Source organism: Pelagibius sp. (genome assembly GCF_028281305.1).
Taxonomy (GTDB): Bacteria; Pseudomonadota; Alphaproteobacteria; order Kiloniellales; family Kiloniellaceae; genus Pelagibius.
Map to the genome: position 1 here is coordinate 1 of NZ_JANQKD010000005.1, position 14,979 is coordinate 14,979.

At 66.3% G+C, this 14,979-nt stretch carries 14 protein-coding genes; 4 read left to right on the forward strand and 10 right to left on the reverse strand.

Annotated features, from left to right (window positions below; all coding sequences use genetic code 11):
- Window positions 1-533 (reverse strand): FAD-binding oxidoreductase (locus tag Q0982_RS01180; protein ID WP_299391025.1); only part of this gene is annotated, 533 nt, incomplete at its 3' end.
- A 405-nt stretch (window positions 534-938) separates the two neighbouring features.
- Here Q0982_RS01180 and Q0982_RS01185 point away from each other — a divergent pair.
- Complete coding sequence (locus Q0982_RS01185) at window positions 939-2,531, forward strand: glucan biosynthesis protein (RefSeq protein ID WP_299391027.1); 1,593 nt, start codon at window positions 939-941, stop codon at window positions 2,529-2,531.
- Here Q0982_RS01185 and Q0982_RS01190 read toward each other — a convergent pair.
- The 7 genes from Q0982_RS01190 to otnK all read right to left on the reverse strand — a co-directional run bounded on the left by Q0982_RS01190 (window position 2,528) and on the right by otnK (window position 8,555).
- Window positions 2,528-3,670: a sulfotransferase gene (locus Q0982_RS01190; protein WP_299391029.1), complete on the reverse strand. Its 1,143-nt coding sequence runs from the start codon at window positions 3,668-3,670 to the stop codon at window positions 2,528-2,530. The two genes, Q0982_RS01185 and Q0982_RS01190, sit on opposite strands and share 4 nt — an antisense overlap.
- Before the next feature lie 7 nt (window positions 3,671-3,677).
- On the reverse strand, window positions 3,678-4,427 hold the full coding sequence (locus Q0982_RS01195; protein WP_299391031.1) for a hypothetical protein: 750 nt from the start codon (window positions 4,425-4,427) through the stop codon (window positions 3,678-3,680).
- A 53-nt stretch (window positions 4,428-4,480) separates the two neighbouring features.
- On the reverse strand, window positions 4,481-4,759 hold the full coding sequence (locus Q0982_RS01200) for a hypothetical protein (RefSeq protein ID WP_299391032.1): 279 nt from the start codon (window positions 4,757-4,759) through the stop codon (window positions 4,481-4,483).
- On the reverse strand, window positions 4,756-6,105 hold the full coding sequence (locus Q0982_RS01205; protein ID WP_299391034.1) for an arylsulfotransferase family protein: 1,350 nt from the start codon (window positions 6,103-6,105) through the stop codon (window positions 4,756-4,758). Before Q0982_RS01205 ends, Q0982_RS01200 begins: the two co-directional genes overlap by 4 nt.
- Window positions 6,106-6,361: 256 nt before the next feature.
- Window positions 6,362-6,646 carry a putative quinol monooxygenase gene (locus tag Q0982_RS01210; protein ID WP_299391035.1) on the reverse strand — a complete coding sequence of 95 codons (285 nt, stop codon included), beginning with the start codon at window positions 6,644-6,646 and terminating at the stop codon, window positions 6,362-6,364.
- A gap of 11 nt (window positions 6,647-6,657) precedes the next feature.
- Window positions 6,658-7,293, reverse strand: a complete 636-nt coding sequence (gene otnC / locus Q0982_RS01215) for a 3-oxo-tetronate 4-phosphate decarboxylase (RefSeq protein ID WP_299391037.1) — start codon at window positions 7,291-7,293, stop codon at window positions 6,658-6,660.
- Complete coding sequence (otnK, locus tag Q0982_RS01220) at window positions 7,290-8,555, reverse strand: 3-oxo-tetronate kinase (protein ID WP_299391039.1); 1,266 nt, start codon at window positions 8,553-8,555, stop codon at window positions 7,290-7,292. The genes otnC and otnK overlap by 4 nt, the downstream gene beginning before the upstream one ends.
- A gap of 251 nt (window positions 8,556-8,806) precedes the next feature.
- Here otnK and Q0982_RS01225 point away from each other — a divergent pair, with 251 nt between their 5' ends.
- The 3 genes from Q0982_RS01225 (at window position 8,807) to Q0982_RS01235 (ending at window position 11,824) form a co-directional block, all read left to right on the forward strand.
- Complete coding sequence (locus tag Q0982_RS01225; RefSeq protein WP_299391040.1) at window positions 8,807-9,928, forward strand: isocitrate/isopropylmalate dehydrogenase family protein; 1,122 nt, start codon at window positions 8,807-8,809, stop codon at window positions 9,926-9,928.
- Between the two features lie 28 nt (window positions 9,929-9,956).
- Window positions 9,957-10,973, forward strand: coding sequence for a Gfo/Idh/MocA family protein (locus tag Q0982_RS01230; protein ID WP_299391042.1), 1,017 nt, complete (start codon window positions 9,957-9,959; stop codon window positions 10,971-10,973).
- Window positions 10,974-11,116: 143 nt separating this feature from the next.
- Window positions 11,117-11,824: a GntR family transcriptional regulator gene (locus Q0982_RS01235; protein ID WP_299391044.1), complete on the forward strand. Its 708-nt coding sequence runs from the start codon at window positions 11,117-11,119 to the stop codon at window positions 11,822-11,824.
- Between the two features lie 226 nt (window positions 11,825-12,050).
- On the opposite strand, the gene tdh is transcribed toward Q0982_RS01235, so the two are convergent.
- Window positions 12,051-13,079 (reverse strand): L-threonine 3-dehydrogenase, encoded by a 1,029-nt coding sequence (gene tdh / locus Q0982_RS01240; RefSeq protein ID WP_299391046.1) that lies wholly within the window; start codon window positions 13,077-13,079, stop codon window positions 12,051-12,053.
- Window positions 13,080-13,472: 393 nt separating this feature from the next.
- Window positions 13,473-14,915, reverse strand: coding sequence for an extracellular solute-binding protein (locus Q0982_RS01245; protein ID WP_299391047.1), 1,443 nt, complete (start codon window positions 14,913-14,915; stop codon window positions 13,473-13,475).
- Window positions 14,916-14,979 lie beyond the last annotated feature (64 nt).

Below are 14,979 nucleotides of genomic sequence, written 5' to 3' on the forward strand. Positions count from 1 at the left end.
GCCGATGGCTGCAACCTGACATTGATGACCGACAGTCTCGATGGCGCCCGCGCCGCCTTGGCATAGGCATGGGTCACGCCGGAGGGATCGACATGGCCTTTCAAGGGTTCGTAGAGGGCGCCGACGAAGCACTTCTCGTTGATCAGCGGCAGCTTCTCCTTGGCCTCGGCAATGGACACGAAGTCGTTCTCCATGCCCAGCACCCGGGCCCGGCCCTGCGCCACCTTCAGGTAGTCCAGCCAGTTCTCGGAGTCCGCCAGCAGGAAGCCGCCGGTCAGGTGGACACCGCAGGACTGGCCGGAAATCTCCTCGATCTCCTTGTAGAGGTCGATGGTATAGCGTTGCAGCTTGGCGACGTTGGGGTCGCCGTTGAGGGTGTGCATGCCGCCGGCGGCGTGCCAGGTGGAGCCGGAGGTGAGCTCGTCGCGCTCCAGCAGGACCACGTGTATCCAGCCCGCCTTGGTGAGGTGATAGAGCACGCTGCATCCGACGACGCCGCCGCCGATGACCACTGCCTGCGCATGAGATTTCATTTGCCTGCCTCGCTGCGTAGAAGCACTTTCCCGCGACCCTGCCAATTGTTGCCATCGGCCAGATGCCGTCCAGAGCACGCCGACGGCATCGGTTTATTCGATGGCTGTCATCGCTGCCGGTGAGGTCTAGCGCCGCCGTGGCTCCCTTTCCGGCCAACAAGCGACAACCAATGACGCCCGAATCCCGCATCGCCGCTCCGGCTGCCCTTGGGGAGGGCCCTGGCCACCCTCGGCGCTGTCCGTGATCGCCCAACACGCAAGCGGCCGTGCGCCGCCATTTTTCGCCGCATTGACGTCCACAAAATGACCGTGGCCCGGAGTTGGCGCCGCCCCTAGATTCGGACAGCTTGCCGGGCCTGCTGGTCCAGCGCATCACCCTCCTCAGGCGAAGACGAAGAGGCTCCCATGCCCGCACCGCTCAGCCGACGCGCGACCCTGCGGCTCGCCGCTGCCATGGCGGCGGCATCGGCGCTTCCGCCCCTGCCTGCCCAGGCCGCCCCCTCGGGCTTGCGTCTGGGCCCGGCGCGGCCCTTCAGCTTCAAGCGGCTGATCGCTCGCGCCGAAGCGCTCGCCAAGGCGGACTACCGGCCGCCCCACCGGCCCGCGCCGGAGGTCGTCGAACAGATCGACTACGAGACCCACGGGAAGATCCGCTTCGATCCCCGCCTCGCGCTCTTCGCCGAGGGCCCCGGCGCCTATCCCGCGACCTTCTTTCATCTCGGCCGCTACTTTCCGAGTTCGGTCAAGATGCACGCGCTGGAACGGGGCTTCTCCCGGGAGATCGCCTATAACCCGACTTACTTCGAGATGCCCGAGGACTCGGTCGCCCGGACGCTGCCCCGGGATTCGGGTTTCGCCGGCTTTCGCCTGCAGGAGACGCGCAGCCGCCGGGACTGGCCGACCCAGGACTGGATCGCCTTCCTGGGCGCGTCCTACTTCCGCGCCATCGGCGAACTCGGCCAATACGGGCTCTCGGCACGCGGCATCGTCGTCGACGTCGCCGCGCGGGCCCCCGAGGAGTTTCCGAACTTCACCGAGTTCCATATCGCCTCCGCCGCCGATCCCGATGCGCCGGTGAACGTCTTCGCCCTGCTGGACGGCCCCAGCATCACCGGCGCCTACCACTTCGCCATCCGCCGCGGGGCGGGGGTGGTGATGGAAGTCGAGACGGTTCTCTTCCTGCGCCGGGCTGTGGAGCGCCTCGGGATCGCCCCCCTCACCTCCATGTTCTGGTTCGGCGAGGCGAACCGCCGCTACCAGCAGGACTGGCGGCCGGAGGTTCACGATTCCGATGGCCTCGCTCTCTGGACCGGCCGCGGCGAACGGCTGTGGCGGCCCCTCAACAACCCGGAGCGCGTGGTCACCTCCAGCTTTCTTGATGAAAACCCGCGCGGCTTCGGCCTGCTGCAGCGCGACCGCGACTTCGAGCACTATCTCGACGGCGTTCGCTACGAGCGCCGGCCCAGCCTCTGGGTCGAACCGCTCGGCCCCTGGGGTCCCGGTGCCGTGCAGCTCGTCGAGATTCCCACCGACGACGAGATCCACGACAACATCGTGGCCTTCTGGGTGCCGCGGGAGCCGGTCAAGGCCGGCGACCGCCTGGGTCTCTCCTACCGGCTCCACTGGCTGGCCGAGGAACCCTACCCCGCGGAGACCATCGCCCAGGTGGTCGCCACCCGCGTGGGCAGAGGCGGCGAGCCGGGCAAACCGCGCCCTGCCGGTCTGACCAAATTCGTGGTCGAATTCGCCGGCAAGGCCCTGGACGGCATCGCGCGCGACGCAAAGCCGGAAGCCCGCATTGCCACATCGCGCGGCTCCCTCTCCTACATCTTTACGGAGCCCATTCCCGACAGCCGGCGCTGGCGCGCCCAGTTTGATCTCGAGGCCCCAGGTCCGGCGCCGGTCGAGTTGCGCCTCTATCTCGCGGATGAAGGCGGCAGGCCCCTGACCGAGACCTGGCTCTATCAGCACCGGCTCGAAGCCGACCCACGGGCCTAGAGCCCGGCGCTGTCGGCATAGCCGAAACGGCGGGCGACCGGACCGGCCAGCCGCTCGATGGAGTCTGTTTCGGCTTGCGTAAACGCGGGCCGATAGTAGCGCGGCATCCGCATCATCTCCGCCGCCTCGGCGACCAGATGTGCGCTCTCCTCGAGATGGCAGTGATCGCAGACCGCGCTCAGAACCACGAAAGGGCGCTGGCAGAGATCCTCGAAACGCACCAGCTTCACCGCTGCCGCCAATTCAGGGGCGACCGCCAGGCGATTGGCCAGATAGCCATAGAGGCTGGACCAGTAGAGCGCCCAGCCCTCAACCTCTTCGCCGCGGTCCCAGGCCTCCAGGATGGCGGGCACGGCACCGTCGCCGACATTGACCGGACGCCGATCCAGACCGAACTCGAAGTGGCCAATGCGGCGCATGTGATGGAGCGCCCGCGGATGCGTGCGCTCGCCTTCGCAGAACAGGCGGTGCTGCTTGACCAGCGAGGCGATCTGTCCCTGCGGGGCCCGCAAGGGGAGAATGAAGCGGGCGCCGGGAAAGAGCTTCAGCAGGTATTCCAGGCGCGTCACGTTGTAGTTGGCTTTAGCGAGGTAGCGGGCGCGGCCGCGCACCCGCAGCAGCTTGCGGATATGGTCGAGATAGAAGCGCTCGAACGCCGGGTGGCTGGTTTCCGCGTCCAGGACATTGCAGTGCCGTGGATCGTGCAGTCCGGAAAAGAAGGCCATCCAGAGCACTTCCTCGAAGGCCTCAGGGCTCTCGGCGGTGACCGCGATCCCGTCGGCATGGCTGCGTTCGGCGGCCTCCGTGCCATGGTTGGGGACGTAGCTCAGGAACCGATTCCACAGGAAGGGCGTGAAGAGAAAGGGATAGTCCTTATATCGGTGGCTGGTGAGGCTCGGGTGGCCGGCCAGCACCTCCAGCAGGATGGTTGTCCCGGAGCGGGCGAGGCCGCTGACGAAGATGGGCTTCTCCACCGCGATCCCGGCGATGTCATCTCTGCGCAGGCGGGTTTCCTGATCGCCCAGGCGAATCCAGAAATCGCGGTGGCGGGCGACGAACTGGCCACAGTGATGCACCCAGGGCGTGACCCGGAAGCCCGCGTAGCGGTCACCCTCGCCAGGACCTGTAGAGCGCGGCATCGACCGGCTAGACTAGGCGGAAGACCGCTTTGATCCCCAGGGAGGCGGCGACCAGGGCAGTGAAAAACACGGATTCCCAACCGCGCAGCCAATCCGGCCCGAAGCCGAGAACATCCTGGCGCGGCAGGGCGATCTCGATCCGTTCCAGCGCGCCGTCGGGCGGCAGATAGCCGATGGGGTTGGCGATCAGCAGGTTCCACCACCGGCGCTTGTGCAGGCTGGTGACAGCCGCAGTCAGTTCAACCCTCTCGACCATCTGCCGGTCCGGATCGCTCACTTCGATCCGCACGGCAGCATCGCTCCCAACTGCCCACCGGTCCTCCGCCTCGCTCAGCCAGCGGACGATCATGCCGGGCGGTTCGACGCTCAGGCGTACCGACGCCACGCTTTCCGGAATGAAGTGGCCATAAGCGCCGCTCAGCCAGACGATCATGAAGAGAATGGGGAGAGAGGCCAGGACAGCCGGCCCCAGAACCAGGCCGAGTTGCGCCAACGCCCGTTTCTGCACCTGGACGATCAGGGGCATGGCGTCTTTCAGCTGGCCTTCGTAGGCTTCCAAGGCAAAGCGCGCTTCCGCAGCCGCTGCCTTGCCCTCCCGCAGGCGCTGCTGCGGCGAGAGGACCGCATAAAGCGCCATGGAAAGCGACGCCGCAACCAGGCCCCAAACCGCCAGACGGCCGGCGGGGGGTATGAGCGGCGCGAGGGAACGGTCGAGTGCCGTCAGCAGCGGCGAAGCGAGGTCAAACAGTCCAGTCATGGCACGTCATAGGCCCGGCATTCCGATCCAGCCCCGCCGCACTTTGGGTTTCTTCAGTCGAGCCTTGGGTCTTCGGTCCTCGCGGCGGGGACCCGGCGCTGGGTGGTCGTCATCGGCTGACGCCGGCGCCGCAGCAGCCGCCGGAGGGGCCAGAACAGAAGGAACAGCAGTGCCGCGAGCACGGCGACGAGGACGCCCCAAAGCGCGCCGAGCAGTGAAAGCCCGGCCCCCGGCCCGATATAGGCCAGCGCCGGCGCCGTCCAGCCCAGCGCCAAAAGCAGTGTCGTGGCTGTCACTCCGACGGCTGGGGCAAGCGACCGTTCTTGGCTCATCGACTGCTCCTCTCCTCTTCTTGCTGCAGCAAGGCCTCGCGGAACCCGGGTTGCAGGCTGTCCGCGGCGATGCGCTGCGCCCAGGAAACGATGGGCAGGATCACCTGATCCGGCTTCTCCGGGTGGCGGGCCCGGATGGGATTGATGAATTCCCAGACGATCCGGCCGTCGCGGGTGACTTCGAAGATCCGGCCGCCGGTGGACTCGGTGATCAGGGTGTTGCCGTTGGGCAGGCGCTGCTGGGCGGCCCGCACCTTGCTTTCGAAGGGCGTCTCGGCGCTGCCGGCGTAGCGCCAGACTTCGGCACCGGTCATGGGATCGATCTCGATGACCCGCGACCAGCCGCCCGGGCCATAGTGCCCCTGGTTGTCGAACAGCAGGATGCGCCCGTCCGCCAAGACGTCGGGGTCGTGCTGACCCATCCAGGTACCCCTGAGGGCCCAGACGATCCGCTCCTGCTCCAGGTCCAGAACCGCGATGGTGTCGATGTCGCGGAAGGACAGCAGCACCTGCCCCTCTTCGGCGAAGGGCAAGACGGAGGCCGCCTCGGCGTCGATCACATCGATGTTGTTGGTGTGGATGAAGTCATGCTTGTTGTACCAGGCGACCCGGTCCAGCAGGCGCGCGTAGTCGGACTTCACCAGGGCATCCAGGATGGAAACACGCTTCTCCTCGCGCCCCTCCGGTGAGAGCACCACCACAAAGTCGTCCAGCCGCGGGACCGTCAGTTGCGGAAAGCCATCGAAGGTCTTGCGGCGCATTTCGTGGACCAGCGTATAGACGCGGCCGTCAGCGGCCACGTCCAGGTCATGATGGGTGCGCCCGTAATAGGTCCAGAGAACATTGGACTCTCGGTCCAGCTTCACCAGGCCATAGCCCCAGGGGGTGTCTCCCGTGGCGACGAAGATCGCCAGCAGATCGCCGTTGGGCAGCATCGTCGCCTTGCGCCAGTAGAGGAACTCGTCCGGCTGCGGGGCTTCGATCGGCGAGTCCCCAGACCAGAAGGCGCTGTAGGGAAGCTGCCAGGAATGGACCAGCAGCCCCTCCATGGAAAAGAGGAAAGCCTCGCTGCCGTGGCCGGAGGTGTAGAGGGTGTAGCCGGGAAAGGCCTCGGCCCGGTCGTGGACGGTCACACCCTCCTCCGCGCGCCGTTCGGGCGCCCAGAAGTCCGAGGTCAGCGGGTCCCGCGACTGATGAATCTTGTCTACCAGCGCCTTGCCGCCGCGATAGGCGTCGCTCAGCTTTCCAGCCGGGTAGACGTTACTGAGGATGACAAAGGCACCGCCCAGGAAACTGAGGAACAGCAGGGCGATGACGAAGGCCGGAAAGGCGATGCGGTCGATCAACGGCGGCGGCTCCGGCGCCCCGAACAGCCGTGTCGGACTGAGAGGCTCCCGCTGATATCCAGCGAAGTCAGACTCCAGCCGACTAGCCAAGCGGCCAACCCAAGCGGAGCGGGTCGACGCCGCGGTCCACCCCGGCCGGCGCACAAAGCATGAAGTTCAAAGACCGATCCTCCTGAGAGAAGGACCGATGGCGGACAGGCTTTATTCCCGCCGCAGCCGGGCTTTCGCGCCGCTTACGCCACGCCGGGACCGCGGCCTATCCCAGGACCCAGGTCTCGACGGTCTTGCTGACCACCCAGGGAGCGACGCGCCGGTCGAAGTCCGCGAAGTGGGCGCTGGCCAGATGGCGGTCGAAGGCAGCGCGGTCGTCATAGATTTCGTAGAGGAAGACGCGTTGCTCACGCTCGGGGTCGAAACAGACATCGAAGCGGCTGCAGCTCTCTTCCTTGGTAAGAGAATTGTGGGCCTGCTCCAAAACGGCGGTCCGAAACACCCCTGCCGAGTCCACTTCCACCTCGAAAACCACCGTCACAACGAACATGTCCCCTGCCCCTATCCGAACCGTTTCCTGAGTTCCGCCACCTGCTCCTGCGTCAGGGCGCGCACGGCAGCCCCTCTCAGCAGCAGGAACAGCTTGGCCGTCTCCTCCAACTCCTCGGTGGCGTAGAGTGCCGCCTCCAGGCTGGTGCCGGCGACCACCGGCCCGTGGTTGGCCAGCAAAACCGCATGATGTTTCCCGGCCAGCTTGCCGACGGCCTTGGCCAGATCCTGATCGCCCGGCGGGAAATAGGGCACCAGCGGCAGACGTCCGACCCGCATGACGTAGTAGGCGGTGATGGGCGGCAGCACGTCTTCGGGATCGATGCCGTCGAGACAGCTCACCGCCACCGAGTGCGTGGAATGAAGGTGAACCACGGCGGCAGCATCGCTGCGCTCGCGGTACATGGCGATGTGAAGAAAGGTCTCTTTCGTCGGCTTGTCGCCGGAAAGCCATTCCCCCTCGGCGTCCAGGCGCGACAGGCGGGCCGGATCGAGCGCACCCAGGGAGGCGTTGGTCGGGGTCATCAGCCAGCCGCCGTCGGGCAGGCGCTGGCTGATGTTGCCGGTGCTGCCGAAGGTCAGCCCACGGTCGTAGAGGGAACGGCCGGTCCGGCAGATCGCCTCGCGCAAGCGGGCTTCCTCGCTCATGCCAGCAGGTCCCAGGCCTTCAGGAAAAAGTCCGGGGCGCCGAAGTTGCCCGACTTCAGGGCAAGGGCCAGCGGCGGCTCGCCAGCGCTGCGGGTCCAGGGCACCCCCGGATCGATCTCCGGCCCGATCTCCAAAGCCTGCAGAGAGAGCCCGTTGACCACCGCGCCGGAGGTCTCGCCGCCGGCGACAATCAGGCGCCGCACGCCCTGATCGACAAGGCCGCGGGCCACCTCGGCCAGGGTCTCTTCCACCAGCGCGCCGGCTTGGTCCCGCCCCAGTTGGCCCTGCACGCCGCGGATGGTTTCCGGCGTGGCGGTCGAATAGATCATCAGGGGCCGGCTGCTGTCCTGCCGGCGGGCCCAATCCAACAGCGCTGCGGCGGAGGTTTCGCCGCTGGAGAGTTCGAGGGCATCGATCCGGCAAGCTGGAATGCCGGCCTTCTCCGCCATGGCCACCTGCTTTTGGGTGGCCGCGGAGCAACTCCCCGACAGAATGGCCGCCGGCCCCGCCGGTGCGGCAAAACTCCGAAGCGGATCCTCTGCCCCCAGCAGCCCCCGGTCGCGGAAGTTCTGGGGCAGGCCCATGGCGACGCCGGACCCACCGGTGATCAGGGACAGTCCCGCCGCCGCCCTGCCGATGGCGATCAGGTGGCTGTCGCTGATGGCATCGACGATCGCGATCTCCACACCCTCGGCCTGCGCGCGCTCGAAGCCCGCAGCGATGGCTTCGGCCCCGGCTTCGACGGTCTCGAAGGGCACGAGACCCACCTTTCGTTGCGTCTGCCGGCTGAGCACCGACACCAGGTTCGCATCGCGCATGGGGGTCAGGGGGTGGTCTTTCAGCGGGCTGTCCGACAGCAGAGTCGTGCCGACGAAGAGATGCCCCTGATAGACCGTGCGCTGATTGCCGGGAAAGGCAGGACAGGCCAGGGTGAAAGGGCAGTCCAGGCGCGCCATCAGGGCCTCGGTCACCGGGCCGATGTTGCCTCTGTCGGTGGAATCGAAGGTCGAGCAGTACTTGAAGAAGAGCTGCTTGGCGCCGCCGGCGAGCAGCGCCTCGGCACTGGCCAGGGACTCCGCAACAGCCTCCTCCGGCGGCGTGGTGCGCGATTTCAGCGCCACCACGACGGCATCCGCCGCCGGCAGGTCCGCCGCACGCTGCGGCACGCCGACGACCTGCACCGTCCTCATGCCCCCGCGCACCAGCATCAGGGCGAGATCGGTCGCCCCGGTCAGATCATTCGCAATACAGCCAAGCAGCATCGAGTCCCCCGCAAGTCCTGAAGTCCGGCCACAGTGATGCCGAACCCTGGGAGGCGAACGACATCAGAAGCGATTGTGTCTGGAATAAATGCATTCATTAATGTATGCATTCAAGTATGATAAGCCCTGTATAGGGGTCTTGGAGTTTCCGCAGTATCTCAGGAGGCGCCGCTCAAGGCCATGAGAAATCGGGATTCTTTTGGCGAGCGGGGTTGCGCCACCAAACGGGCCAAATTCGACGAGGTGATGCCATGACCAACGTGCCGAAGCTGGAAATCGCTGTCTTCGAAGGCGATGGGATCGGCACGGAGATCACCGCGCCCTGTCTGGATCTGCTGAGCGCCGCCGCGGAACAGGTTGGCGGCTTCACGCTCTCCTTCACACCTCTCCCGGCCGGGGCCGGCACCTATCGCATGGAGGGTATCGCCCTACCGCAAGAGTCCCTGACCGCTGCCGCGGAGGCCGATGCCATCCTGCTGGCCGCCATGGGCCTGCCGGACATCCGCTATCCGGACGGCACGGAGGTGGCGCCGCAGTTGGAGCTTCGCTTCGCCTTCGGGCTTTATGCGGGCGTGCGCCCGGCGCGCCGCGTCCCCGGCCTGGCGCCGGTGCTGGCTGACCCGCGCGCCTCCGATCTCGATTTCGTGCTGATCCGGGAATCGACGGAAGGACTCTTCGCATCCCGCGGCAAGGGCGTCATCGAAGACGACAGTGAGGCCCGGGATACCCAGGTCATCACGCGGCCGGTCTGCGAGCGCCTCTTCGACTTCGCCTTCGCCCTGGCGGCCAAACGCCGGGCGGCGGGCCATCCCGGGCGCGTGACCTGTGTCGACAAGGCAAATGTGTTCAAGTCCTTCGCCTTCTTTCGTCAGATCTTCGATGAGCGCGTTGCCTTGCACGGCGACACTCCGGCCGATCATGCCTATGTCGACGCCACCGCGCTGAACATGGTGCGGCGCCCCTGGGACCTCGACGTTCTGGTAACCGAGAACATGTTCGGGGACATCCTCTCGGATCTCGCCGCCGGTCTGATCGGCGGCATGGGCATGGCGCCCTCGGCGGACATCGGCGACGAGCATGCCGTGTTCCAGCCCTGCCACGGCAGCGCCCCCGACATCGCCGGCCAGGGCAAGGCGAATCCGACCGCCATGTTTCTTTCCGCGGCCATGATGCTGGAATGGCTGGCCGAAACCCGCGACATCGGCCCTTGCGCGGAGGCCGGGGCGGCAATCCGCGCGGCGGTGGACCAGGCCTATGCCGGGGGAACGCTGATCCCCGCGGACCTGGGTGGCAGCTCCGGAACCGCCGAAGTCTCCAATGCCGTGATGGACGCCTTGTGCCACCCGCAGGTTCCGGTGACGGCGGCCTTGTGAAAGAGATCCCGGTGAGGAGCGCTTGTCTGTGAGAGTTGCGACCGTCGGCACCGGTTATTTCAGCCAGTTCCAGTACGAAGCCTGGAGCCGGATGCCCGATGTCGACCTGGTGGCCCTCTGCAATCGCGGGGCCGAAGGCGCCCGCCGCGTGGCGGAGACCTATGCGGTACCGGCGACCTACAGCGACTTGGCGGAGATGCTGGCCGAAGAGACGCCGGACCTGCTGGACATCATCACGCCACCGGTCACCCATCTGGCGATGATCCGGACCGCCGCCGCCCACAAGGTCCCGATCATCTGCCAGAAGCCTTTCTGCCAGAACCTGGAGGAAGCGAAGGAGGCCATTGCCGTCTGCGACAAGGCCGGCGTCCTCTTGGTGGTGCATGAGAACTTCCGCTTCCAGCCCTGGCATCAGCAGGCCAAGGCGGTGATCGAGGCGGGCGATCTGGGCGATCTCTATCAGGCGAGCTTCCGCCTGCGGCCCGGCGACGGTCAGGGCCCCGAGGCCTACCTCGACCGTCAGCCCTATTTTCAGAAGATGGAACGCTTCCTGGTGCACGAGACGGCGATCCATCTGATCGACGTGTTCCGCTTTCTGCTCGGCGAGGTGGAGGGGGTCTACGCGCGCCTGGAGCGCCTCAATCCAGTGATCGCCGGCGAGGATGCGGGGATCATTCTGCTGGACTTCAAGAGCGGCGCCCGCGGCCTCTTCGACGGCAACCGCCTGGCCGACCATGCCGCCGAGAATCGCCGCCTGACCATGGGTGAGATGCTGGTTGAAGGATCCAAGGCAGTGCTCAGGCTCGACGGTGACGGCAAGCTGTTCCTTCGGCGTCATGGTCACGATGAGGAACAGGAGGTCGCATATGCCTGGGACAACCGGGGCTTCGGGGGCGACTGCGTCTATCGGCTGCAGCGCCACGTGGTGGACCACCTTGCGGGAGACGGGCCGGTGATGAACCGCGCATCCGACTACCTCGCCAACCTGCGTATCGAAGAGGCGGTCTATGACTCTCATCGGGAAGGGCGCCGCCGGCGCCTGTGAGCAGGGTCCGGCGGAGAAGATTGGGTTCGGATTCCTAAACTATTTTGGGAGCCGCGTGGTGCTTCCGGTTGAAAATGAGCTAAGCTCTCGTCGAAGATTCGACTCATGGTGCGGCAGCGCGAAACCGACGGAGAGCAGGGCCTGTGGCGACGACCGCCTTGAATGACAACAGGACCGCCAGCCGCGGGGGGCAACGTCTCTCGCAGTCCGAGAGGGCCTACCAGGATCTCAAGCGGCGTATCCTGGACAACGAGATGCCGGCCGGCTTTCAAGCCCTGGAACAGGAACTCGCCGAGTTGCTGGGGATGAGCCGGACGCCGGTGCGTGAAGCGCTGATCCGCCTCGCCGACGAGGGCATGGTCGAGATCCGCCCGCGCCACGGCATGCGCGTTCTGCCTATCTCGGTCGCGGACATGCGTGAGATCTATGAGATCCTCACGGGACTGGAGTCGACGGCGGCGGAGATCGTCGCCAGCCGCGGCCTGAGCGAGCAACACCTGGCGGCGCTGCGCGAGGCGGTCGGCGACATGGACACCGCCCTTGCCCGGGACGACCTGATCGCCTGGGCCAGCGCCGACGAGCGCTTTCACAATCTGCTGGTCGAATACAGCGGCAACGAGCGTCTGCGCACCTGGGTGAACACCTGCCGCGACCAGGCTCACCGGGCCCGCATGGCAACCCTGCGTCTCCGGCCCAAGCCCGTCGCCTCAAACGAGGACCACGCCGCGGTGGTCGCCGCCATCGAGCAGCGCGACGGCGAGGCGGCGCGACGCATCCACCACCAGCACCGGGTGCGCGCCGGCGCCATGCTGGTAGAACTCCTGGAGCTCCACGGGATCACCCAGCTTTAAAGATCTCACTCAAATTAATGGTGTGATTCCAATGGCTTGCCGGCGCCATCCCTAACCACATCGTCACCCTCGGGCTTGTCCCGAGGGTCCATGGAAAGACCGAGACCGGGACTTCGATGGATTGCCGGAACAAGTCCGGCAATGACAGTTTTTGGGGGCCAGAGAGCGGGAACCCATTGGCTGAGAAGGCTTCATCCTGGGCCAGGCTTCAAGAGTCCCGATCCCATTAAGCCGCCCAGTCTAGCACCACCTTGCCGCTTTCCCCGGACGCCATGACGTCGAAGGCCCGCTGGTAGTCGTCGATGCCGAAGCGGTGGGTGACGATGCGGTCGATGGAGAGGCCGGATTCCAGCATGGCGATCATTTTGTACCAGGTCTCGAACATCTCCCGGCCATAGATCGCCTTGATGGTCAGGGCCTTGAAGATCACCGGGCTCCAGTCGAAGGGCCGCACCTGCGAGGGGATGCCGAGCAGCGCGATGCGCCCGCCCATCATCATCAGATCCACCATCTGGTCGAAAGCCGCCGGCGCCCCGGACATCTCGAAGCCGACGTCAAAGCCCTCCTTCATTTTCAGCTCGGCCATCACGTCGCGCAGGTCCTCCTTGGCGACGTTGACCGTCCGCGCGTCGGCGACCTGTTCGGCCAGGGCGAGCCGGTAGGGATTGACGTCGGTGAGCACGACATGGCGTGCCCCGACGTGACGGGCCACCGCCGCCGCCATGACGCCGATGGGCCCGGCGCCGGTGATCAGCACGTCCTCGCCCACCAGATCGAAGGTCAGGGCCGTGTGCACCGCATTGCCCAGCGGATCGAGGATCGCACCCAGGTCGTCCGAGAGATGGTCCGGCAGCGGCACCACGTTGAAGGCGGGCAGCGCGAGGTATTCGGCAAAGGCGCCGGGCAGGTTGACACCGATCCCCCGGGTCTCCGGGTCCAGGTGATAGCGCCCGGCCCGTACGTTGCGGCTGCGGCTGCCGATGACATGGCCCTCGCCGGAGACCCGCTGGCCCAGGCTCAGGTGGCGGACGTTGGCGCCCAGTTCGACGATTTCGCCGCAGTATTCGTGGCCGATGGTCATGGGTACCGGCACGGTCTTCGCCGCCCAGGCATCCCAGTTGTAGATGTGCACGTCGGTACCGCAGATCGCCGTTTTGCGGATCTTGATCAGCACCTCGTCCGGCGCCACCGCGGGCTTCGGCTGGTCGCCCAGCCAGATCCCGGGTTCCGGCTTCTCTTTGATCAGGGCCTTCATCGTCGCCTCCTGACTGACGGGGAGATTGCTAGGGCCTGTTGAGATTCATTTCGCCGTCGTGGCGGGAGCAGATATGCGCCAGGGATAGGAGCGGGCGGCGCCGTGGGGTGATCCCCCACAAGGCGTCCGCGACGCGGCCCTGGCGTATATCTGCCCCGTCCCGAAGGGATCCGGCGCATTTGGCCCGCGGCCGCGTCGCTCCTCGTCGAATATGCTCTGGCATGTCCTTCCTCGTCGCTCCTAACCGCGGGCCAAATGCGCTCGGACCACAACGGCGAAATGAACCTCAACAGGCCCTAGCTTAACCGATCCCAACTCTGCGCGGCATCGGGTTTGGCAGATCGCAGAAGCGGGAGGCGGCCCGCCGCGGGGGCGGGCCGCCGCCTCGCAGGCTCAGCCGAGGCCGGCGTCCTTGAGCTGACGGTTGACGCTGTCGGCCAGTTGGTCGAGGCCCTCGTCCACCGGCAGTTCCTTCGCCACCATCTTCTGCAGGCTGGAGGCCCACTCCGTGGTGAGGTCGAAGAACAGCGGCTGGGCGGTGAACTTGATGCTCGCCCCCGGCGCCGAGAGGTCGTGCATCGCCACATAGCCGGGATAGCTCTTGTCCAGCCGTTCGCGGAAGGTCGCGTCGGCCCAGACCGACTCCCGCACCGGATTGACGAAGTCCATCTGGGTGGCGCCGAAGAGGCCGTGCTCCGGCCCGGAGGCCCACTGGATGAAGTACCAGGCCGCGTCCTTCTTGGTGGAGAAGTTGGACATGGAGAGCGACCAGATCCAGATGTTGGGCGTCGGCGCCGAGGCCGCGGGGTTGGCCGCGAAGGGGGCATAGGCCAGCTTGCCGGCCATGGCGTTGCCGCCGCCGTTCATGAAGTAGCCCAGGATGTCGGCATCGAAGATCATTGCCGACTTGCCGGCACCCAGGTCGGTGCCGACCTGATACCAGGTGTGGGACGACCAGTCGGCCGCGCCGCTTTCCTGGATCATCCGCACCCAGTCGGCGTGGAAGGCCTTGGAGCCAGCGGTGTTCATGGCAGCAGAGAGCTTGCCGTCGGCGGCGACGTTCAGGTCCTTCTCGTTGAAGTTGGCATAGGCCGAGAGGAAGCCCGGGTGGATCGTCGCCCAACTCCGCGAGCCGCGCACGCCGATGCCGTAGACGCCGTCGATCTCCTTGGTTGCCTTGGCCGCCACATCGATCAGCTCGGACATGTTGGTCGGCACGGAGGCGCCGATCTGCTTCAGCATGTCCTCGTTGTAGGCGAGGTTGTTCTGCTCGTAGCCCCAGGGCACGCACCACTGCTTGGCGTCGGGGGAGCCGAGCTCGCCGCCGGGCCGGCCGTTCCAGGCGCAGGACTTGCGCACGCCTTCCAGCATGTCTTCCCAGTTATAGGTGGGTGAGGTCTTGCCGCTGTCCTGAATCCACTCGTTGAGATCGGGAATCCAGCCGGCGGGCCCGTAGGTCCAGGTCATGTAGGCGCCGGTCATGAAGGCGTCGTACTCGCTGGAGCGCGAGGAGAGGGCGGCGGTCACCTTGTCGAAGTAGACGTCTTCGGGGAAGACGTCGTAGGTCACCTCCATCCCGGTGAGGGACTTGAAGTTCTCCAAGTTGGCGATCATCGCATCGGTGTAGGGATGCTTGTTGAGCAGCAGCTTGACGCCGGTGCCGGCGTGCTTCTTCCAGTCGAAGTCGGCGGCCATCGCCTGGGTCGAGACCATGTTCACCAGCACCCCGGCCGTGCCGGCGGAGACGCCAAGAGCAGCGAGGCCGCGGATCAAACTGCGGCGGCTCATCTGCCCACGGCGGAACGCGTCAATGAGATCCTTTTCTTTCTCGTACATTGTGTTCCTCCCGTTTGCTCATCTTATCTCGGCTGTGGCCGACGGCCCGGCTCACAGCTCCTCG